General features: G+C 60.2%; 11 protein-coding genes and 1 pseudogene. 4 read left to right on the forward strand and 8 right to left on the reverse strand.

Annotation, left to right across the window (positions count from 1 at the left end):
* The first annotated feature begins 240 nt into the window (after positions 1–240).
* Positions 241–1,254, forward strand: coding sequence for a helix-turn-helix transcriptional regulator (locus ACVMB1_RS29810; RefSeq protein WP_456849508.1), 1,014 nt, complete (start codon positions 241–243; stop codon positions 1,252–1,254).
* Between the two features lie 128 nt (positions 1,255–1,382).
* Here ACVMB1_RS29810 and ACVMB1_RS29815 read toward each other — a convergent pair whose 3' ends face one another.
* From ACVMB1_RS29815 to ACVMB1_RS29835, 5 genes are all read right to left on the reverse strand, one after another.
* Positions 1,383–2,546: a DUF3095 domain-containing protein gene (locus ACVMB1_RS29815; RefSeq protein ID WP_456849510.1), complete on the reverse strand. Its 1,164-nt coding sequence runs from the start codon at positions 2,544–2,546 to the stop codon at positions 1,383–1,385.
* A gap of 78 nt (positions 2,547–2,624) precedes the next feature.
* Positions 2,625–4,220 carry a GMC family oxidoreductase gene (locus ACVMB1_RS29820; protein WP_456849512.1) on the reverse strand — a complete coding sequence of 532 codons (1,596 nt, stop codon included), beginning with the start codon at positions 4,218–4,220 and terminating at the stop codon, positions 2,625–2,627.
* 231 nt (positions 4,221–4,451) lie between these two features.
* Positions 4,452–4,853, reverse strand: a complete 402-nt coding sequence (locus ACVMB1_RS29825; RefSeq protein ID WP_456849514.1) for an SPW repeat domain-containing protein — start codon at positions 4,851–4,853, stop codon at positions 4,452–4,454.
* Between the two features lie 599 nt (positions 4,854–5,452).
* A complete protein-coding gene (locus ACVMB1_RS29830; protein WP_456849516.1) occupies positions 5,453–6,343 on the reverse strand; it encodes a LysR family transcriptional regulator in 891 nt (296 codons plus the stop codon).
* Positions 6,344–6,623: 280 nt separating this feature from the next.
* Positions 6,624–7,259, reverse strand: coding sequence for a response regulator transcription factor (locus ACVMB1_RS29835; RefSeq protein WP_456849518.1), 636 nt, complete (start codon positions 7,257–7,259; stop codon positions 6,624–6,626).
* A 220-nt stretch (positions 7,260–7,479) separates the two neighbouring features.
* Here ACVMB1_RS29835 and ACVMB1_RS29840 point away from each other — a divergent pair, with 220 nt between their 5' ends.
* Positions 7,480–7,860, forward strand: a complete 381-nt coding sequence (locus ACVMB1_RS29840; protein ID WP_456849521.1) for a response regulator transcription factor — start codon at positions 7,480–7,482, stop codon at positions 7,858–7,860.
* On the opposite strand, the gene ACVMB1_RS29845 is transcribed toward ACVMB1_RS29840, so the two are convergent.
* The 3 genes and pseudogenes from ACVMB1_RS29845 to ACVMB1_RS29855 form a co-directional block, all read right to left on the reverse strand.
* Positions 7,825–13,719, reverse strand: a complete 5,895-nt coding sequence (locus ACVMB1_RS29845) for an AAA family ATPase (RefSeq protein WP_456849938.1) — start codon at positions 13,717–13,719, stop codon at positions 7,825–7,827. The two genes, ACVMB1_RS29840 and ACVMB1_RS29845, sit on opposite strands and share 36 nt — an antisense overlap.
* A 203-nt stretch (positions 13,720–13,922) precedes the next feature.
* A pseudogene (locus ACVMB1_RS29850) lies at positions 13,923–17,097 on the reverse strand (efflux RND transporter permease subunit).
* A complete protein-coding gene (locus ACVMB1_RS29855; RefSeq protein ID WP_456849523.1) occupies positions 17,094–18,350 on the reverse strand; it encodes an efflux RND transporter periplasmic adaptor subunit in 1,257 nt (418 codons plus the stop codon). Before ACVMB1_RS29855 ends, ACVMB1_RS29850 begins: the two are co-directional and overlap by 4 nt.
* Positions 18,351–19,333: 983 nt before the next feature.
* Between ACVMB1_RS29855 and ACVMB1_RS29860 the strand changes: the two genes are divergently transcribed.
* A complete protein-coding gene (locus tag ACVMB1_RS29860) occupies positions 19,334–19,825 on the forward strand; it encodes an OsmC family protein (protein WP_456849526.1) in 492 nt (163 codons plus the stop codon).
* 385 nt (positions 19,826–20,210) lie between these two features.
* A complete protein-coding gene (locus tag ACVMB1_RS29865; protein WP_456849528.1) occupies positions 20,211–21,128 on the forward strand; it encodes an NADP-dependent oxidoreductase in 918 nt (305 codons plus the stop codon).
* Positions 21,129–21,194: the final 66 nt, after the last annotated feature.

Below are 21,194 nucleotides of genomic sequence, written 5' to 3' on the forward strand. Positions count from 1 at the left end.
CGCGCTTTTCGATGGTGGCGTCGAAGACTCGTCGCAGCATCTCGACCTGAAGGCGGTTCAGGATTGATCTGCAAACGTTTCACTTCCATACTCCGGTACTCTGATCATGATTGCGCCATCGGGCACGGGAGGAAGGCCGAGCAGTGGTAGGAGCGAGAATGGCGACGCTCCCATTGATCCTTGGAGAACAGGCGTAGGAGCACTATCGGCGCCAGTAGCCAGCAATAAAGGGCCGGTCTCATGCACACGAAAGCGGTTCCAAAGCACGCACTCACCAGGCAGAACGTGTTGCTGTCCACGGGGTCCACGGTGAAATTGTCTACAACGGACCTCGACAACCTAATGCAGGCGCTCGACATCGATGTCATCGCGCTGACCGAGATCCTGGTGCCCCACGGCCACCGGGTGAAATTTGGGACGATTGACGTACCCGGAATCCACTACAACTTGAGTGGCGTGGGACACATATCGATCAACGGCGGACCAGCGATACCGTTGAGCCCTCATTTGCTCATCATCGTGCCGCCAAACACTCCCTTCATGATCGAGGTTGACGGTGGGAGCGGCCCACCGAAGCTCATTTCGAAAGACTGCTGGACCCATCAGGAAGGCATTCTCCGCGTCGCAGCGCCGAATGAGCGACCCGAAATCGTCCAGGTATGCGGCTTTTTTAACGCATCCTTTGGTCAATCGGTGAGGCTGTTCGGAGAACTCCGCGAACCAGTGATCGAGCAATTCGAGCCGGCTGACAAAATCGACTTGAAGCTTCGCGAGGCTATGGACGAGCTGCTGCAGCAAGAGGTCGGCGTGGGAGCCATGACAGCGTCTCTTCTCAAGCAGATCGTCGTCTCTTTGGTGCGGCGGTCCCTGAGGTCTTCCCAGCGGTGGACCGAGCGATTCTCGATACTTGCCGACAGGCAGGTGACCCGTGCTTTTGCGGATATGGTGGCGCGGCCGGGAGCAGCCCATTCAGTTCAAAGCTTGGCGCACAGTGCGGGATTGAGCCGCTCGGCATTTATGGCTCGCTTCTCGGCCATCTTTGGACAATCGCCGATGGCCATCTTGCGGGACTTGAGGATGCGCCAGGCCGCAGTCGATTTGACGACGACGACGATGCCGATCGACGTCGTAGCTCTTAATGCGGGGTACGAGAGCCGTTCAAGCTTTGTGCGGGCTTTTCGAAAGGCGTACAAGCGAGATCCGAGCGACTATCGGCGGACAGCCGGCGAGCGCAATGCCCGGCAGGATGTCTGAAACGACCTGTTTAGCGCGCGCGGGCCGGTCACCCAATCTCCAAACAACGATGGCCGTCGCTGTGCGCTCTGCAATGGCAACCGAAGCGCAATTGCCCGAAGGTCTGATGGTTGACGTGAGCGGCCAAGTCACGAATCCTCTGAGAAACTGGCGACATTACGCTTCAAGTTGGCCGCGGCGAAGGCATATCCCCCGGAAGCACCATCAACGAAGTGCACGTGATCGGGTCTCGTGGGTGATGGCACATAGCACGTCAGATTCGCAGCCTTCTGTCGGTGCGTCCCGAAAAAGCAGGCGCCTCGTCGCTGGGCCTCCTCCAGGCGCGCGCCTATCGCATCGGCGAGCTCGGATGAGCAATCCACCGTCATGCGCAGGCCGTCATCGAATTTTCGGTAATCTGTATTCTCCACAAGCTCACGTCGGAACCGCGCTTCATCAAAGCCTTCAATCGGAGGCCCCGACCGGGCGCCTACCCAAGCCAGAACGGCGCGCCGGGACTCCGCGACCCAGGTCGCAAAGAGCATCTTCCGCCTGCTTTCCTTGATAGCATGATCAAGATAGTCGCCCGTCATTGCGGGAAGCGGACCTTCGGCGGGCAGCGGACGCAGGTCGAGATCGTTGGAACGAAGCGTTTGCAGGAGCTCCTTTATAGTTTCCGCGAACAAAGCCGGATCATCGCGCGAAATGACGATAAGAGACAGAATGATGCCGTTCTTGGTATCGATCGGGGCAAATCGGCACGAGAGACCTGTGAGGTCGGCTGAAACTCCGAAAGGCGCGCGTGGAACGATGTATCTGCCTTCCTTGAGTTCGCGCTCGGCCCAGGCAAGCCCCCCGCCGGCGAACATCGCGTAGCTGACATTCGAAGAGGGCGCGAAGCGGGCGACCAGGACGTCCAAGTGCTGAGCGCGAATGTCTACGACCGGAATGACCGCAACGCGCAATGTGAGATCCAACACGTCTTCAGCCCAAGCGGCAGTTCTTGCCAGGGTATCCTTGACAACGGACGAACGGGCGCCGGGCGCTGCGATGCTCGCGCCGTCGCCTCCGAAACTGGACGGAAGATGTAGGTCTGGTAGTGCATTGCTGATGGCGGCAAGAACCGCCGCGCCGGCCGTATTCACATCTCGGTACCGTCCTTGTTCAATCGCTTTGGTCGAATGGCTGACATCTGTAACGGCGATGATCCAGTCTTCCGGCAGCGGGCGGTACAGATCTCGCTGCATTACGTCATCGAAGGAATCGAAGGGCACAAGCGCCCGATAGAAACCGTCGCCTGATCGATTCAACATCGTCTGTAGACCCTCCGGTCGTCTTCGGAGTTCGGAGCCAGGCGCAGTTTCGCTGTTCGATAGCCTTGCCGGAGCTTCTCAGGTGCGCTTCAGATCCTCGACCAGCATCGCCGTCGCATGGCGTGCGAGCGCCTGGGTTGGCGCGTTGGTATTGCCGCTGGTGATGTTCGGCATGATCGAGGCGTCGATCACCCGAAGGCTGTCGACCCCGCGGACCCTGAGCCTGGCGTCGACCACCGCTCGCTCATCCTGTCCCATCCGGCACGTTCCGACCGGGTGCCACATCGTCGTTACGACGCGCTTCACCCATTCGCCGATCTCCGCGTCCGACTGGATATGCGGACCGGGATCCATCTCTTCCTCGATCACCGACGCCAAAGACTCCTGGGCCATAACCTCGCGGATCGCCCGTACTGATTCCACCGCGGCCTTCAAGTCTTCCGCCTCGCCGACGAAGTTTGGATTGATGAGGGGCATCGACGTCGGGTCGCTGTCGGCCAGCCGCACCCAGCCGCGGCTCTTGGGCTGAAGCACCACGAGCTCGAAGGTGACGCCCGAGCGGTTGCCTGTCGGACCGAGTTGCTCGTTCAAAATGATAGGAGCGTGGTAGCATTGGATCGTGGGGTCGGCGGCGAAGTCTGACGGGCTCCAGTGAGTAACCGTCTCAATGCCGTTGCCCGACGCGGGGCCGTCCTTGGTGACGAGATACCGCAGGCCGGCCTTAATTGTGCCGAGTCCCTGAGCGGCGGCCTGATAGCCGAGATCTCCCTTCACATAGGCGCGAACCGGGACCATCGGGTGGTCGTGGAGATTTTCGCCAACTCCCGGAGAATCGACGACTACCGTGATGCCGTGTCGCCGGAGCTGCTCGGCCGGTCCAATGCCTGAGTGCATGAGAATTTTGGGGCTATGAACGGCCCCGGCCGACAGAACGACCTCGCCAGCCATGATCCTCTCTAGGCCGTTATCCTTCAGTTCGATCCCGACAGCCCGCTTGTCGTCGACGAGAATCCGAACGACGGTCTTGCCGGTGAGAAGTGTGACACGGCCCGAGGCGAGATACGGACGCAGATAAGCGTCGACCGCGCTACACCGGCGTTGATTTCCGACCGTCGACTGCACCGGCGAGACGCCGATCTGGCTCTCGCCGTTATAGTCGGGATTGTAGGGCAGCCCATATTCCTGGAACGCCTTGAGACAATGTTGATTCAGCTCGTTGATGCCCTTGGGCAACTGGACCGCCAAACCGCCGCTGATGCCGTGATATTCATCATGGAAGGTGTCGTTGCGTTCCTGCGCAATGAAGACGGGAAGCAGGTCTTCATACGACCATTTGCCAGTGTCGCCGACCGCATCCTGCCACGCGGCGAAGTCGCGTATCTGACCACGGACGTAGCACATCGCGTTGATCGAGGAGCCGCCGCCGAGCACCTTGCCCGAACGATATGCCCTTTTCTTGCCATGCTGGGGAACCGTCTCATACTTCCAGACATGCCGGTCGTGGACCAATATATTGGCGAAGCCGGCGGGGATGTGGATGAACGGATCGCGATCCAAGTCGCCCGCTTCGATCAGCGCAATCGATACATCGGTGTGTTCGGCGAGATAACTCGCGACGACGCAACCGGCCGCACCCGCGCCGACAATAACGATGTCGTATCTCTCCTGGGACATCCGTATCTTTCTCTTTCGCGCCATTTTTAGTCCAATCTCGCCCCGAGTGCCGCGCTATCGCGGCACCCGGTTCGGAGATTGATTAGACCTTGCTCTTGGAGGGTGATCCTTCTCGACCGGCGAAGGAAATCACCTCTCGCCATGGAGTCGATAGACGATCGTTATTGACGCTTCACCACACCGCGCGATGGCGTACGCTGAGACAGAGCAGGTGACGCACTGTTGTCGCTTTTAACCCGCCGCGCGCCTACCCAATGTCGAGCACGTAGCGAGCTGTTCCTCAGGCGCATTCAAGACTGTCGTCGTGAGCAGAACGGCGGCAGCGAGAACCCAGTAGTACCACGCATCGAGCCCGACGAACTTGAACGCAAACGGGGCGATGATAAACAACACGCCGACGGCGCGATCGACCCAAAGGTGAAGCCAGTAGGGAATGATGCGGACGAGCCCGGTGGGATGGTCAGTCAGGGCGGCCAAGAGCAGCGCGGTCGCACCGACAACGACCGAAAGCCACGTTGCGACCGGGTTGTTCTGACCGAGATCCAGCACGAAAGGCGCTGCGATCAAGAGGATAGCGACCGGATAGTCGATCAAGTAAGCATGAATGGATTTGGTGATGAAGCGAAGCGACATCGCTGTCTCCTAGTTGTTGGATTTGTTTAGTTGAGCGGGTCCTTACGGTGCGGAGAGTGCATCACCCGACGGTGATCAGGACGATTGCGCCGCCCTGCGCTGTAGCACTTCGTTCAACCGTCACAGGTCAGCCCCGTTGGACGAACAGTAAGCAGGCACGCGAACCATTAGAAATGCCCGGTCGTTATCGTTTCCATTCCGCCTCACTCAGCGCCGGGGAGGCGAGGTTTGTGTGTGCGTGGCGTCGGCCACCAAGTCGAGAATGGTGCTTCAGTGTCCCGCTATCGCAGCCCAAGGACTACGTCATCCGCTCATTCCCGGGTCGCCGCCCTATTCTCGTCCTTGCTCCTTTAACCCGGAGCCCATAGCCCAGAGCGGCCCGATCTTGCCGGAGTATGTCGTCAATCGGGTCGGACGAGATGCTCGCGAGCTGCCACTGCGCCTTCCCGGGTGGAATGGCTCGCTTCTATTGACCTGACGCGTTCCACGGCACGTCAGCCCTCGAACTGCTGCGTTGCTTCATGCGCGGCGCGTTGGGCTGGCTTTTTGAGTGGCAACAGCGAGGTATGCGCTGCATGCCGTCCCACTGAACTGCAATTTCACGTCGTTCGCACAACGGATGACCAGTCGCGAAGGCGCGTGACCTTGACGAAAGCGTCAAGCGCCGGCGAGTAGCGGCGCCCCTGCACGGCCAGTAGCCGCACCTCGCGCGAAGCTAGGTCGCCTTCGAGCGGGATAGTCTTGAGCACCGGAAGATGCGGCATGTGCTCGGGCGCGAGCATTACGCCGAACCCAGCGGCGGCCATATGCTGCAGGTGCAAGTCGTTGCCGCTGCGGTGGCCGAGGTGAAGCGGCGTCTCAGGAAAATAGGCCTGCTGGATTTTTGCTGCCACGTCGCAGTCGGCACGTTCCAGCAGGATGGTCTCACGGAGGTCCTCGATGCCGATTGAGGGACGGTTTGCCAGCCGATGTGTCGGCGCGAGGACCGCGACATAGCGCTCCTCGAACAGCGACCAGTCGTCGATCCGGTCAGGCATGTCCCGCACGTCCCCGACCATTGCCGCGCTGATCTCCCCCTTAAGCAAGAGGTTGACAAGCTTCTCTGCTGCTCCTTCACGCAACTCGACGTGAAGTCCGGGGACGCCCCTCGTGGTCTCGGCGATCGAGTCGAGCACGAGCGACGCCGAGATCGAAGGAGCAAGGCCGATCTTCAAGGGCGCGACCTCTTTGCGTTGGAAATCCCGGGCCCTGCGGCGCACCGTCTCCGCCGAGGCGAGTGTGCGCTCCAGCATCGGAAGGACTTCCTTTCCAAGGTCAGTGAGCTGCGTCAGCCGACGCTCGCGGTAGATCAACTGGCCGCCGAGTTCCTGCTCGAGCTTCTGCACCCCCTTGGTCAGCGCGGGCTGCGCGACATTGCATTGCTCGGCCGCGCGGGTGAAGTTGAGCGTAGATGCGACGGCGAGGAAATAGCGAACCTGATGAAGCTCCATCGTTGATTCTCCGTCAAGTCGCGGCGAGTCTTGAGATGCTACGATGACCCGACACCGTCGCATCCCATCTTGACGGCTTGGGGTATTACGGTCGATTCCGCGAAGGTACCGTGAAGTTCACTTGTTGCTAATTGTGCTAAGCGTTCGCTTAGACGCAAGACGTAAACGGCGCGCGCCCGGAACCGCTAGCCGGATAAGCGCACCAATTGGAGATGTCGGCACAGCAAGAGGCCGCAGAAATGCACCCTCACGCGAAGCGCGGAATAGACACCTTCTGGGTTCAGGAGCTGTGCGGGTGATGGAGACCTTCGTTGAGAAGGTCCGCCATTCGGCTGAGTTCGGGAAGCGAACGCGCCTTCATCTTCCGCATCAAATTCACTCGATGCACCTTCACCGTGGATTCGGAGATGCCGATATCGTTGGCAACTTGCTTGTTGAGGCGGCCGGCCACGACGCCGAACATGACTTCACGCTCTCGGGAGCTGAGTGTGTCGAAACGCTCCTTGAGCGCGGCCACCGCGCTTTCACTCTCTCGACGGGCACGATCGCGAGCTAGGCCTGCCTCGACGGCATCAAGAAGATCCTGATCACGGAATGGCTTTGTAAGGAACTCAATCGCACCGCCCTTCATCGCTTGCACGGTCATCGGCACGTCGGCATGTGCTGTGATGAAGATGATCGGCACTTGCCTGTTTGCGGCGACAAGGTCGCGCTGAAGCTCAAGACCGCTGCGTCCCGGCATTCTCACGTCGAGCACCAAGCAGGTAGGACCGTCCGGCGGATCGGCCTTGAGAAAATCGGAAACAGACGAAAATTGTCGGGCAGGCAAGCCGACTGTCCGCAACAGCCGCGCGACCGAGTCGCGAAACTCCGGATCATCGTCGATTACCAAGACACTGGGATTTGCTTCACCCACTCTCGGCATCCTGCGTTGGCAAAGCGCTCTCCTACTACCAACATCATTCTATGCCCAATCGACCGCAAGAAACAATGCTTGTCGCCTAAGCGGACGGCCGAGAACCTAAGCCATCGCTTAGGAACGGTAACATTGCGTTATTGAGGAAAGTCGATGACATTAAGCCGCATGCTGCGCGAGGTCTTGCCGTGCCGCTCTGCGGAGGCGCTTGGAACCCGCAATGGTGAATCGAACACTGATATCAATCGTCGACGACGACCAGCCATATCGTGAGTCAATGCGAAAGCTCATAACGTTGCTGGGCTACACCGTCGAGGCATTTCCGTCGGCGGCCGATTTTTTGGCATCGCGTGTCTTGCCTGAAACCACTTGCCTGGTCACCGACGTTAATATGTCCGGAATGACCGGTGTCGAGTTGCACCGGCGCTTGGTAGATGCGGGTTACGCGATCCCGACGATCCTTATTACTGCTTACCCCGATAAGGTCGCCAAGGATCAAGCGCTAAAGGATGGAGTTGTTTGCTACCTCAGCAAGCCGTTGGACGACGAAGATCTCGCCCGGTGCCTACGTTCGGCTCTGCAGCCTGGTTTCGCCAGCTGAAGACCATTCATGAGCCGTGTTCGTGGGCAACGTGAATTGAAAAACGGCGCCGCGAGGTTCGTTTGCTTCCGCCCACAACTTGCCCTCGTGGGCGTGAATGATGGAGCGGCAAATCGCCAGGCCCATCCCTGTTCCACTGGACTTCGTGGTGTAAAAGGCGTCGAAGACTTGATCGAGATGCTGCGCGTCAATCCCGGGCCCCGAATCACGCACGGTAACGAGGGCGCCTGCCTGATCCTGCTCGGTGCTAATCAACAGATGTCGTGGCCCTTCATCAACCGAACTCATTGCTTCGACCGCGTTCAAAATCAAGTTCAGCAAGACCTGTTGCAGCTGAACGCAATCCCCCACAACCGGAAGAAGTTCATCCGCGAGCCGCGTATGGACTGAAACGCCGTTCCTGTGAACGACGCTTTGCGCCAGTACAATTACTTCGTCGATAGCCGCATTGAGATCAAACCGCTCCTTTCGCAGAGGCGCCTTCTTGATGTGATCACGCATCCGTCCGATGATATCCTTTGCTCGATCCGCGTCCCTGACAACGCAAGCGAGCGCTTCCTTGATCTCATCCAGATTTGGCGGTTTCATCTCCAAAAAGCGCATCCCCGCACGGGCGTTGTTACGTGCGGTAGCGATCGGATGCAGAATTTCGTGAGACAACGAGGCCGCCAATTCTCCCATCACGCTCACGCGATTCATATGAGCGAAATCCAGTTCGAGCTGGCGCAGCTTTTCGCGTTCGTCCTGCGCACGCCTTCGTTCCGTCACATCGACGCTTGTGGCGATAGCCTCAACCGGTGCGCCCTGGGGGGAAAACACAAGATGGCAGGTTCCTTCGATCAATTTTACTATTCCATCAGGTAAGAGGAGTCTGAATTCGGCCCTCAAACCTCTTCTCTGGTGCACGGCCTCCTGAACCGCTCCTGACACCCTGTCGCGGTCCTCTGGGTGGATGCGTCGCCACACATCGTCATGGCTTGGAAGGCCCTGCAGTGGATCAAACCCCCAGATCCTGTAGCACTCGTCCGACCAATAAAGGAAACGCTTTGTTGTTGCGTCGTAGATCCAGTTGCCGGTGCGGCTCAGTCTCTGTGCTTGGCTGAGCGCTTCCTCGATGCGCTTGCGCTCGGTCAAATCAAGCACGAATGCGAGGCCCTCGTCGCCACCTTCTTTAACTAAAGCGGCGCCAACGAGCACAGGAACGCGAGTGCCGTCTTTCCTAATATACTCCTTCTCGTAGGGCGGCACTATCCCGGTTGAGTTCAGTTTCGCCAGAGTCAATGTGTCGCGCTCACGCCATTCGGGCGCGGACAGCTCGGTCCAGCGTACGCGGCCCGAGACCAACTCCTCACGGCTATATCCTAAGATGTGCAGAAACGCGTCGTTTGCTTCAATAATCCTACCTTCGCGGTCGGCAATGATGATCCCAATGATGTTCGCATCGACCAAACGCCGGATCTTGCGTTCGCGGTCTTCAATGTCGCGATAAAGCCGTGAATTATCGAGCGAGATCGCCGCCTGCGACGCAAGCACTTTCAACAAAGCGACGCGATCCGATGTAAACACCCCGGGCGCCAGATTATTCTCCAAGTAGAGAATGCCCGTAAGGTTTCCTTGATTGATCAATGGAAAACAGAGAATAGAACGAAGATGGCCTTCAACCAGGTACGGATCGGACGAAAATGGATTAAGGGATGATGCGTCGTCGAGAATCACGTTTTCTTGGGTGTGCAGGACATGGTGGAGCATCGTCTCCGGCAGCTCAGTCGCGGCCACCTCCTCGTCGCGCAGATGCACGATCACCAAATCGCCGTCGGTCGTCGCCTCGGCGGCAATTCGCTGCACGTCCGCTCGTAAAACAATCAACAAGCCCCGTTCGGCGCCGGCCTGCTCGAGCGCTGTCCGCATAAGCGTTTCGAGCAGCTTCTCCAGAACAATCTCGCTCGATATCGCTTGTGACGCCTTGATCACCGTCGCGAGGTCGAGTTGTTCGGCAGACGCTGCGATCGTTTTTGTCGGGGCAGGTGTGGGCCCTTCCATCCTGACGCGCGGATACATCGCGTAGAGATGGCGCACCTTGCCGTTCGCGCCCCAGCGCAGGTAACAGTCCCGAGCGTTTCGCAGATAAAGGTGCGTGATTTGATCGAAGCCGCTGCTGGTGTAGAAGCGTGCAGCCAACTCGTTGGCAAGCGCCTCGTTGTGGACAAAGCCGCTCGCCTGCGCCGAACGTATCGCGTGTTCGTAGAGGTTCATTGCAGCGAATGCGCGGCCATCAATTCGGGCAATCTCCGCATCAACCAACGCCGCGCGGTCCGCGAAGTTTTCCGGACATGCCGCGGCCCAGCTGGCGAGCTGGCGGTGATGAAGAGCCAGCGCCTCCAAGATTGACACCCGCCGGTCTGCAGGCGCCAAGTCGTAGAACGCCGCGTATGACAAGGCGCTGTAGAAGTGATAATCGGCGGCCTCCATGATAGTGAGAGAGAGGCTCAAAAGGGGTCGCGCCCTCGATGCGGCATCAATCGCTGCCGGGTAGTCACCAGCCATAAAGCGAGCCTGCAACTTGCAAATCCAGTACAAGCATTGGCCGGCCGTCCCTTTCGAGGCGCCCACGAAATCGCGTTCGAACCGTTGCTCATCAAACTGATCGTGATCCAAAGAGCCGAATCTTATCGTCTTGCCGCGCAGCATCCGCACTAATGCGACCGCCACACTGATGAATTCGACGTCCGTGCCAAGCTGTACTTGCCGAAACCTTGCCCTCTCAGCTTCTCGTTCGATGTCGACGAGCGCGTCGCCGACTGTAAGAAGATTGAGCACCCTTAGATGGGAGCAGATGCGCGCATACACGAGGTCGCCGGTTTTCCGCGCCGCATCGAATGCACGATCCATAAGTTCGCAGCACGCCCGGATATGCTTCCTCCACGGCATGACCATATTTCCGAAATTCAGATAGACGCCCGCTTGGAAACGCCACAGTGCTCGCTCCTCGACGAGTTCATAGGCGAGCCGCCCGACGCGATATGCGCCCTCATAGTCACTGAACCGTAGCCCGACGATCATTCCAAGCCGGGCATAGGCGACCGCAGACGCATCGCTGTTGCCACTATCCAAGGTAAGACGGAGCATTTGGCAGACCACGAGCGTGTAGAGATTGAAGTCGGTGTATTGCGCCGGCGAAGAAAGCCGATTCAAAACATCCAGCACGACGAGAGACGCCGAGTCGGTCATGATGGGAAGCGCCTTCAGCTCCTCGCTCGTGCGCCGGTTGAGTTCCGACCAGACACGCTGGTACGCTTGGTGCGCTTCCTCATCCGTCGGATGCGGCGACCAACTGATCCCTAGATAACTTAGGTAATCAAGACCGACCGCGACCGCGCGGCCGGGTCGATTAAGCCTGATGTAAACGTCGACACCCAGGCGCGCCACCACCGCTCGATCGCCCGCACTCGTGACGCGAGCAGACAATGCTGCGAAGTGGCTTTCTGCGTCCGAAAGCGCGCCCGTCAGTAGCTCGCATTCGGCGCGACGAAAGTCGAGTGCGAAGATAAGCTCCCTACGGCGTTCCCAGCAATCCTCTGCCAATAGGCTTCGACCTGCAATAAAGTAACTGAGCGCCGAGACGTAAGCCGTTGATGCGTTCGCGCGCCGGCCTGCCGCCAGGTTCAATTCCGCGGCCTGCTCGCGCTCTTCGATCGATTTGATCAAATGAAGAGCTCGGTTGAGCTGGTTAACGATTTCAAAGATCGCTTCGTCCCGCTTCTCCGGAGGAGTCCTCGCCGCGAGCAGCCTTCCTATTCGAAGATGCATCTCGCCACGTAGCTGATCCGGGATCAGTGCATAGGCGGCCTCTTGAACGCGATCGTGGGCGAATCGGTAGCCACCTTCCGCTTGCTCGACCATCTCCTGAAGACGAGCCGGCCACATAACCGTATCGAGCTGCGCCTCCGACATCCCGAGAACAAGCGAAAGTGCTGTGCTCTCGACAATGCTTCCAAGACAAGCCAAATGCTGCAACGCATCTTGCGTCGCGACGGGAAGCCGGCTGAGCTTTCCCACCATAAGATCCACGACATTGTCGGTGTAGCCCTTGGCGTGAATACGGTCGATATCCCAGGACCAACGCGCGCCATCACGATCGAATGCAAGTAGACCTTCTTCGGCCAGCGACGACAGGAACTGAATGGCGAAAAACGGATTGCCGTCCGTCTTGACATGCAACAGTTTCGCAAGCGGCGCGGCGCGCTCTGGCTGACAGCGAAGGGCGTCGGCGACCAGTTGACCGAGATGCTCTTGGTCGAGCCGCGAAAGCTCGATCTCAACTACTTTTCCGTTGGCGGCCTTGATGGCGTGGAGCTTTTTCATGAGCGGATGGGCGGCAGCGACCTCGTTGTCGCGATAGGCGCCGATCAACATCAGATGCTGGATATCTGACCGCAAAAGATCTTCCAGCAGATCAAGCGTCGCCGCGTCGAGCCACTGCAGGTCGTCGAGGAAGAGCACAAGTGGCTGATTCGTGCGGGCAAATACGCTTATGAAGCGACGGAATACCAGTTGAAATCGGCTTTGCGCCTGCTGTGGCGGCAACTCAGGGACCCGCGGCTGATCCCCGATGATTAGCTTGAGCTCGGGTATGAGGTCGATTAAGAGCCGCCCGTTCGATCCCAGCGCCTTTAAGAGCGCGTGACGCCAGCTCGCTAACTCCATGTCGCTTTTGCTGAGGAGGGGCCGGATGAGGCTTTGAAACGCCTGAACCAGTGTCGCGTAAGGGATATCGCGCTTGTACTGGTCGAACTTACCAGACGCGAACAAGCCGCGCGACTGCACGAGTACTCTGTGTAGTTCGTCGATGACGGAAGATTTTCCGATGCCGGAATATCCCGAAACCAGGACCAATTCCGGAACACCAGTTTTCGTGATGCGATCGAAGCAGGAAAGCAACATCGCGATCTCACGATCTCGCCCGTACAGCTTACCGGGATTCAGGAGCTGGCTCGACACGTCCTGCAGGCCGAGCGGAAATTCATCGATGCGGCGGCGGGCTTCCCATTCCGCCAGGCAGCGTCGCAGATCGCGCTCGACACCGACGGCGGTCTGATAGCGATCCTCAGGTGTCTTGGCGAGCAATTTCATAATGATCGCCGAGACCGGAGCCGGAGCACTCACAAGCCGTTCCCCTGGCGGCATCGGTCGCCTTGCTATATGGCAGTGCACCCATTCCATTGGATCGGTCGCTGTGAACGGCAGCGCGCCCGTGAGCATCTGGTAAAGCGTGACCCCGAGGGAGTAGAGGTCGCTGCGGGCGTCGATCGAGCGATTCATCCGCCCGGTCTGTTCTGGTGCCATGTATGCGAGCGTACCGGCCAAGGTCTCGGGCGGCTCGGGTGCCTTCCGCTCGCGAGACAAGCGCGACGCGATGCCAAACCCGGTGAGCCGCACGTGTCCATCCACGCAGTTCACCACAACATTGGCTGGCTTAATGTCTTTATGGATGAGCCCGTGCTGATGAAGCTTGCCCAGAGCCGAAGTAACCGCGATACCCAGAGCCAAGCACGACCCTATCTCCATAGGCCCATCGAGCAAATGGTCGAGCGGCTGACCGCCCCGATCATCTAGCACCAGCACGGTCCGGCCGGCGTCGCGCATGAGGGCTAGCGGCCGCGCGGCCCATGCCCCATCGAGTTCATCCTTCAGCTCATATTCGTGCGTGAGGCGATCGAGCGCCGGCCCAGACGGGTGGTCGGCAGCAACGGCGACGAGCATCACCGCGATCTGGTTGCCATCGTCGTCCAGTCGCCAGCCGCGGCTGAACACTCGTTCGCCGTCCTCCCAAACCGGCTGAGAGTCATTGTCCGAGCACACGACGTTAAGCGGCTGCTGCACCACCTGCGAGACTCCGGCGTCGAGCTTCACACACGAGACCTCTCCGGCCTGGAGAGAACGTACCCCGCCGGTCGAGAAATGTCAGTCATCCCTTGGTCGCGCGGACGCGGAACCTTCTCCTTCAGCAGCAGTTTAGCGATTTTGAGCCACTTGCCGACTTTATTCGCGGGGGCAGCAGCGGCTCATTCGGCCGCCGCTGTCGTCCGGGCGGCCGGCCTGCCCTCATTCTTTCCTTCGGCGAGGTTGCGCACCACCATGTAGAAGATCGGCGTGAACAACAGACCGAACAGGGTGACGCCGAGCATCCCGAAGAATACCGCAACGCCGACCGCCTGGCGCATCTCCGAGCCTGAGCCGGTCGACACCACCAGCGGCAGCACGCCGAAGATGAAGGCGAATGACGTCATCAGGATCGGCCGCAGCCGCAGGCGGCAGGCCTCGATCACAGCCTCCAGCCGAGGCCGGCCCTCGAGCTCGATGTCCCGGGCAAACTCGACGATCAGGATGGCATTTCTTGGCCGCCAGCCCCACCAGCACCACGAAGCCGATCTGGGTCAGGATGTTGACGTCTTGCCCCATGATGCGCACGCCGATGGTGGCCGCGAACAGGCACATCGGCACGATCAGGATTACCGCAAAGGGCAATGTCCAGCTGCCATATTGCGCGGCCAGCACCAGATAGACGAACAGCACGCAGATTGGGAACACGTAGAGGCCAGCACTGCCGCCTGTCGCTTGCTGATACGACAGATCGGTCCACTCGAATGAAAACCCGCTTGGCAACGTCTTGTCGGCCAGCAGCTTGATGGTGTTGAGGGCGGTCGCAGAACTTACACCCGGAGCCGGCTCGCCCTGGAGTTCAGACGCGGTGTAGAGATTGTAGCGCGCGACACGATCAGGTCCCGAAACATCCTTGAAGTCTACCACGCTGCCGAGCATCACCATGTCGCCATTGGCGTTACGGGTCCGCAGCCGCGCAAGATCAGTGGTCTCCTTGCGGAACGGAAGGTCCGCTTGCGCGGTCACATGATAGGTGCGCCCAAACAGGTTGAAGTCGTTGACATAGGTCGAGCCGAAATAGGTCTCGATCGTGTCTGTGATGCTGCCAATGGGGATGCCGAGCTTTTGCGCCTTAACGCGATCGATATCGACAAACAGCTGCGGCGTGTTGGCTGTATAGGGCGAGAACACAGAGGTCAGATTCGGCGACTTCCGTGCGGCGGCGACGAGTTCGTCGGTCGCGGCCGCGAGCAATTCGGGACCGCGTCCCTGTCGATCCTGGATACGGATGGCGAAGCCGCCACCGGTGCCGATGCCGGGCACAGCAGGCGGCGGAATGACGATAATAAAGGCGCCCTGGATCACCGACAGCCGTTTGCGCAGGTCAGCCGTGATCGCGCTGGCCGACAATCCCTTCTTTTGTCGTGCCTCCGGCTCGTCGAACACCGGGAACAACGCCGCGGCGTTTCCGGCTTGCGTGCGTGTTGCGCCAGAGAAGCCGCTGAACGCTCCAACACGGACGATACCTGGGGTATCCAGTGCAATCCGCTCGATTTCGCGGACCACCTCAGCGGTGCGCGCGAGCGACGCAGCGCCCGGCAACTGCACTGAGATGATGAGGTAACCGCGATCCTGCGCGGGGATAAAGCCCTGAGCAGTGGTGGCCAACAGCCAGCCGGCGCTCCCGATCAACGCGATATAGAGCAACAACATCGGCGCCGAATGCCGTATCACAAGGGATGCCGTCGCCGCATAGCCACTCGATAGCCGGTCGAACACACGGTTGAAGACTCCTGTGAAGACCGACCAGCCGCGCGCGATCACGTTCCAGCGCGCCGGCGGTCGCTTCTCCTCGTGCGGGACCAGGATCTGCGAGGCCAGGGCGGGTGACAGAGTCAAGGAGCAGAAGCAGGAGATTGCGGTTGCGACTGCGATTGTCACAGCAAATTGCTGAAAGAACTGCCCGGAAATGCCACCAAGGAATGCTGTTGGCACGAACACCGCGCACAGCACGAGCGCGATCGAGACAAGCGCGCCGCCAACCTCCTCCATGGTCTTGAGCGCAGCCTCGCGTCGGCTCATACCTTTCTGAAGATGTCGCTCGACATTCTCGACTACCACGATCGCGTCGTCGACTACGATGCCGACCGCCAGCACCAGACCGAACAGCGTCAGATTGTTGACCGAGAACCCGAGCGCTGCCATCACTGCGAAGGTTCCAACCAGCGATACCGGAATCGCTATGATCGGAATGATCGCAGGTCGCCATCCCTGCAAAAACACCAACACAACGATGACGACGAGTGCCATTGCCTCGTAGACCGTCTTGATCAGCTCGTGGACCGATTGGGTGATGAATTCGGTGGGGTTGTACCCAATATTGTAGTCGAGGCCCTTGGGAAAGCTCTCCTTCAGTTTCGCCATGGTGGTCGAGATTGCCTTGGCCGTCGCGAGCGCGTTCGATCCGGGCCGTTGCGTCACTACCATCGCGACCGCCGACTTTCGCAGGATGCGGCTACTCGTGGCGTAGGAAAGTGCACCGAGTTCGACCCGGGTGACGTCGCGCAACCGCACGGTCCGCCCGTCGGAGCCGGCCTTCACCACGATGTCCTCGAACTGCCTGATATCCTTGAGCCGGCCGGTGAACACGAGATTGGGCTGGAAGGCGCGATCGGCGATCGGCGGCTCCGCCATTTGACCGCCGGTGATCTGCAGGTTCTGGGCTCTGACTGCGGCGACGACATCACTTGACGTCATGCCGAGATTGGCGATCTTGTCAGGGTCGAGCCACAGCCGCATCGAGTAGTCGCGCGCGCCGAACATCTGGATGTCGCCAACTCCGTCGAGTCGCAGGAGCTGGTCGCGCACCTGCAGCAGCGCATAGTTGGAGATGTAGAGCTGGTCGAACGTGTCGTCGGGCGATAGCACGAACACGGCCATCAGGATGTCAGGTGAGTTCTTCTGCGTGACGACGCCGTTGCGCTGCACCTCTTCCGGCAGTTGCGGCTGCGCGATCGCGACGCGATTCTGTACCAGAACCTGAGCTTTGTCGAGGTCGATGCCGAGCTTGAAAGTGACGGTAATGGTCAATTGACCGTTCGAGGTCGCCTGGCTGTACATGTACAGCATGTCCTCGACGCCGTTGATCTGCTGCTCGATCGGCGCCGCAACGGTGTCGGACACGGTCTGCGCCGAGGCGCCCGGATACTGCGTGGTAACGGTGACAGTCGGCGGCACCGCCTGCGGATATTCCGAGACCGGCAGCGTCTGGTAGGCGATCGCGCCGACGATCAGGAGAACGATCGACAGCACCATCGCGAGGATGGGCTGGTTGATGGAAAGCCTGCCGAGATTCATGGCTTGGCACCTGCCGCGGGTTTGTCGCCTGCCGCCGGCGTGGCTGCTGCCGGAGCTTTGTCACCCGCCGGGGCTTTGTCACCCGCCGGGGCCTGCGCCATTTTCGGCGTCACCTTGGCGCCGACGCGGGCGCGCTGGAGGCCGTCGACGATCACGTGGTCTTCCGGCTTGAGGCCCTCGCGGATCACGCGCAGGCCCTCATCGAGCGGCCCGAGCGTGACCGCGCGGGCTTCCACCGTGTTGTCGTCCTTGACCACGAACACGATCTTGCGCGACTGGTCGGTGGCGACAGCGGTGTCCGGGATCAGCAGCGCCTCATAGGGCGAGGAGCCGATCAGGCGGACGCGGCCGAACTGGCCGGGCAGGATCGACAGATCCTTGTTCGGAATCACCGCGCGGCTGCGCAGCGTCGCGGTCGAGACATCGAGGCGGTTATCGAGGAAGTCCATCTTGCCTTCATGCGAGGGCTTGGTCTCGCCGGTCAGCGTCACCTGCACCGGGTTCGCGGTGTCGCGCGAGCTCGGTCGCCTGCCTTCGAACCACAGCTTGCTATTGCGCTGGTAAGTCGCCTCGTCGACGTCGAAATAGATGTAGATCGGATCGAGCGACACGATCGAGGTCAGCAGCGTCGCGCCGCCGTCGCTGCCCTGCACGAGGTTGCCGGGGGTCACCAGATGCCGGCTGACGCGACCGGTGATCGGCGCCAGCACGTGGGTGAACTCGACGTTGAGCTGGGCCGCCTTCAGTCCACCATCGGCTTGTGTCTCGGCTGCAAGAGCAGCCTGCAAGGCCTGACGGCGCTGGTCGACGACCTGCTCGGAGACCGCGCTGGTCTGCACCAGTGTCAGCCCACGGTCGAGTTCGCGCTTGGCAAGCTCGCCCTTGGCGCGCGCATCGGCGAGCTGGCCCTCGGCCTGCAGCACCACCGCCTCGAACGGCCGCGGGTCGATGATGTAGAGCAGATCTCCGGCGTGGACGATCGCACCGTCCTTGAACTCGAAACTGTTGACGAAGCCGCCGACGCGGGCGCGAACCTGAACCTCCTCGACCGCCTCGAATCGGCCGGTGAATTCGTCCCAGTCGGTGACCGTGCGCTTGACCGGTTGAGCAACCGTCACCGGCGGCGGAGGCGCGGCAGCCTGCGATTGAGCCTTCTCGTTGCAACCAGCGAGCGCTAGCGTCAACAGCAGGCCGATAGGTGCGTAGCCGAATCGAGAAAGGCTACGAAACGAACCGCGATTGAGCCAGAGCACTGGAGCCCGATGCTCCGTTCTATCAATCGTACTCACTTCCGTCCCTCCAAAGACCTAGGCTGTTGCAATCGAAGTACTCAACTTGCGCTGTCACCAGCGGCATCTCTCTCGATACCGGCACGACCATTGGCACCGTTATTTCCAACGACGATCGTGGACTACTTGATTTCAATGACGCGCCGACAGATCGCCGAACCTCGCCGAGACCCAAAATCGAACTCCAATCGCATCGTCATCAGACTGGAGTCGAACGCTTGCCAAAAGTTCTTCGCCCACCGCGCCACCGCCAACGGCGGGCGCGCCGCCATCTTCCGCTGCCGCAAAAGGTTGCGCCGGGTCGTAATGTCAGCCTGACCATGGTGCGACGATTTCGATCGTGTCGTTGCTGTGCATGTCGACCCTCTGCCGTTTTGATCATTCGTCGCGTTTTGCGCGTCGATCTCGGAACTGCAGGTTTAGATTCGACGATGCCTTGGAGAATGACCGCGCAATGCCAGCGGAGGAAATCACCTCTCGCCATCGAGTCGATAAACGGTCGTTATGGCCGATCGCTGCGCGAGCGTGACGCAAGATGTACCGCAAGCCGGATGGCACTCAAAGCCACCGCACCCTTATCCTGCAGAGACGGACGTCACGCGCACGGTCATGCGGATCATGCAGAAAGTCGATCGGCAGCAGATGGCGAAGGGGCGTTCACCCGGCGCGAAGGTCAGACTGGCTATTGTTACCTGAATGGACGCACGATCATGCCCGCCGAGCTGTTCACGGATTTGCTCACTGGAGACTCGACGTGCACTTCACGCCGAGCATTCCTGGCGGCTATGGATACGATACCTTTACCCGAACGGTCGTTGGATCTACCTGCTGAAAGCGCCGGTTGGACGCGGCCACCAAGGTCTCGAATGCTTTGGGATCTATTTTGTGCTGCCGCAAGCATTCGTCGAAGCCGGCGGATCAGTCATTCAAACGATCAGGCCACAATTATGACCAAGATTCGCGAAGTCGTCGTCGCAAGTGACCTCACCAACCATGGTGCGCTGGTGTGCCAGGTCGGCGACTCCCGGTTTCTCGTCGGCGGCCCAGACGGCGTCGGTCACGTCTCTTCTGGTCCCACTCCGTACGACCTTCTTAGCGCATCTCTCGCGGCGTGCACCGCTATGAGCGTTCGTTTTCAAGCTCGGCGCCAGAAGCTGCCACTGGAGCGGGTGGAGGTGAGCGTCAGCTTCCACCATGGTGCGCAAGGCAAGAAGGACTCGTTCCAGCGCACCCTGGTGCTGGATGGCGAACTCGACCCGCAACAACGCGCTTTCTTGCTGGAAGCCGCGAACCTCTGTCCCGTAGGTAAAGTTCTCGGCGCCAGTGCGGACATTAGTACGCGCCTGGGCGTTACTGCGTCCAGCCGCAACGAAAGCCCTCGGGCCAGTTACGAAAATGATCTGACTGAACTCTCGATCCCGAATATTACTCCGGATTGAGTGTCTCTCACGCCACCGATCTCCGGCTCAATGAACAAGCCAGCCCATCGCGTCGAAACAGGCCCTGTCGTCGGCGGAAGCGCCCGACCTCCCCGCGTCGAAGAAGATCTCGCGCAACGTTTGATCCGTCACGACGCTTAGTCCCAACCGTATCCCCGTATCCACTATCGCCGGCGCCCATTCTCCGTCGTCCTTTCTTCGGCCAGCACGACCGCATCACCGGGCAGCGGCTTGTTGAGGGCAATTCGGCCGATTCTTGATCTGAGCCAAGCCACGTCGATGGCATCGATTCCATAGCCACAGGTCATTGGACCATCGAATTTCGCGGTCGTATTTTTTGCTCGTCTGCAAGGAAAGACATCCCACACACACGAGGAGATGAGCGATGAAGGCAATCGTCGTAGCGGATCAAACCGCTGGAGCCGCTGGCATGACGCTCGTTGAGCGGCGCGAGCCGCAGGCTGCCATCAACGACGTCGTCGTTCAGGTGCATGCGTCAGGATTTGTTCCGACCGAGCTGGCGTGGCCCTCGACCTGGACCGATCGCCTCGATCGTGACCGGACACCGTCGATCCCTGGCCACGAGCTGGCCGGGGTAGTGACAGCCCTAGGGTACGGCACGACGGGCTTGTCGGTAGGGCAACGGGTGTTCGGGCTCGCGGACTGGCACCGCGACGGCACACTGGCCGAGTATGTGGCGATCGAGGCGCGCAACCTCGCGCCGCTGCCGGGCGACGTCGACTTCGCGGTGGGCGCGAGCCTGCCGATTTCGGGTCTGACTGCTTGGCAGGGGCTGTTCGAGCACGGACGCCTTCAAGCGGGGCAGAGCGCCGTCGTGCACGGTGCGTCCGGCGCAGTCGGATCGATGGTAACGCAACTCGCGCGAGAGGCCGGCGCCTACGTCATCGGCACCGGGCGCGCGACCGATCGTCAGAGGGCGCTCGACTTCGGCGCGAACGAGTTCGTCGACCTTGAGACCGATGCCCTCGAAGACGTCGGTGGAGTCGATCTCGTGTTCGATGTCATCGGCGGCGACATCGGCAAGCGATCTGCGCGCCTGGTTCGCGCTGGAGGTAGGCTGGTGTCCATCGTCGGGCCGGTCGAGGCACGGCCCGCCGACGTCCTCACGGTCGACTTCGTGGTCGAGGCCGATCGTGCCCAGCTAAGTGAGATTGTTCAGCGGGTGCGGAACGGACGACTGCGGACGAACATCGGCAACATCGTGCCTCTTGACGATGCCGTCGCCGCTTTCAACGCGACCAAGCGGATCAACGGGAAGACGATTATCCGAATTCGTCCGTGAACGCGCACCGTGCCCGCACCACCTCGAGCAACGAGAATGAAAACCGTTGCCTCAGCCACCCCTCGC

It is taken from the genome of Bradyrhizobium sp. USDA 4504 (assembly GCF_054063995.1).

Coding starts and splice junctions, on each gene's coding strand:
- ACVMB1_RS29815 (WP_456849510.1), bottom strand. CDS start 2,546: ATGTTGAATCGATCAGGCGACGGTTTCTATCGGGCGCTTGTGCCCTTC.
- ACVMB1_RS29840 (WP_456849521.1), top strand. CDS start 7,480: ATGGTGAATCGAACACTGATATCAATCGTCGACGACGACCAGCCATAT.
- ACVMB1_RS29865 (WP_456849528.1), top strand. CDS start 20,211: ATGAAGGCAATCGTCGTAGCGGATCAAACCGCTGGAGCCGCTGGCATG.
- ACVMB1_RS29820 (WP_456849512.1), bottom strand. CDS start 4,220: ATGTCCCAGGAGAGATACGACATCGTTATTGTCGGCGCGGGTGCGGCC.
- ACVMB1_RS29830 (WP_456849516.1), bottom strand. CDS start 6,343: ATGGAGCTTCATCAGGTTCGCTATTTCCTCGCCGTCGCATCTACGCTC.
- ACVMB1_RS29860 (WP_456849526.1), top strand. CDS start 19,334: ATGACCAAGATTCGCGAAGTCGTCGTCGCAAGTGACCTCACCAACCAT.
- ACVMB1_RS29810 (WP_456849508.1), top strand. CDS start 241: ATGCACACGAAAGCGGTTCCAAAGCACGCACTCACCAGGCAGAACGTG.
- ACVMB1_RS29825 (WP_456849514.1), bottom strand. CDS start 4,853: ATGTCGCTTCGCTTCATCACCAAATCCATTCATGCTTACTTGATCGAC.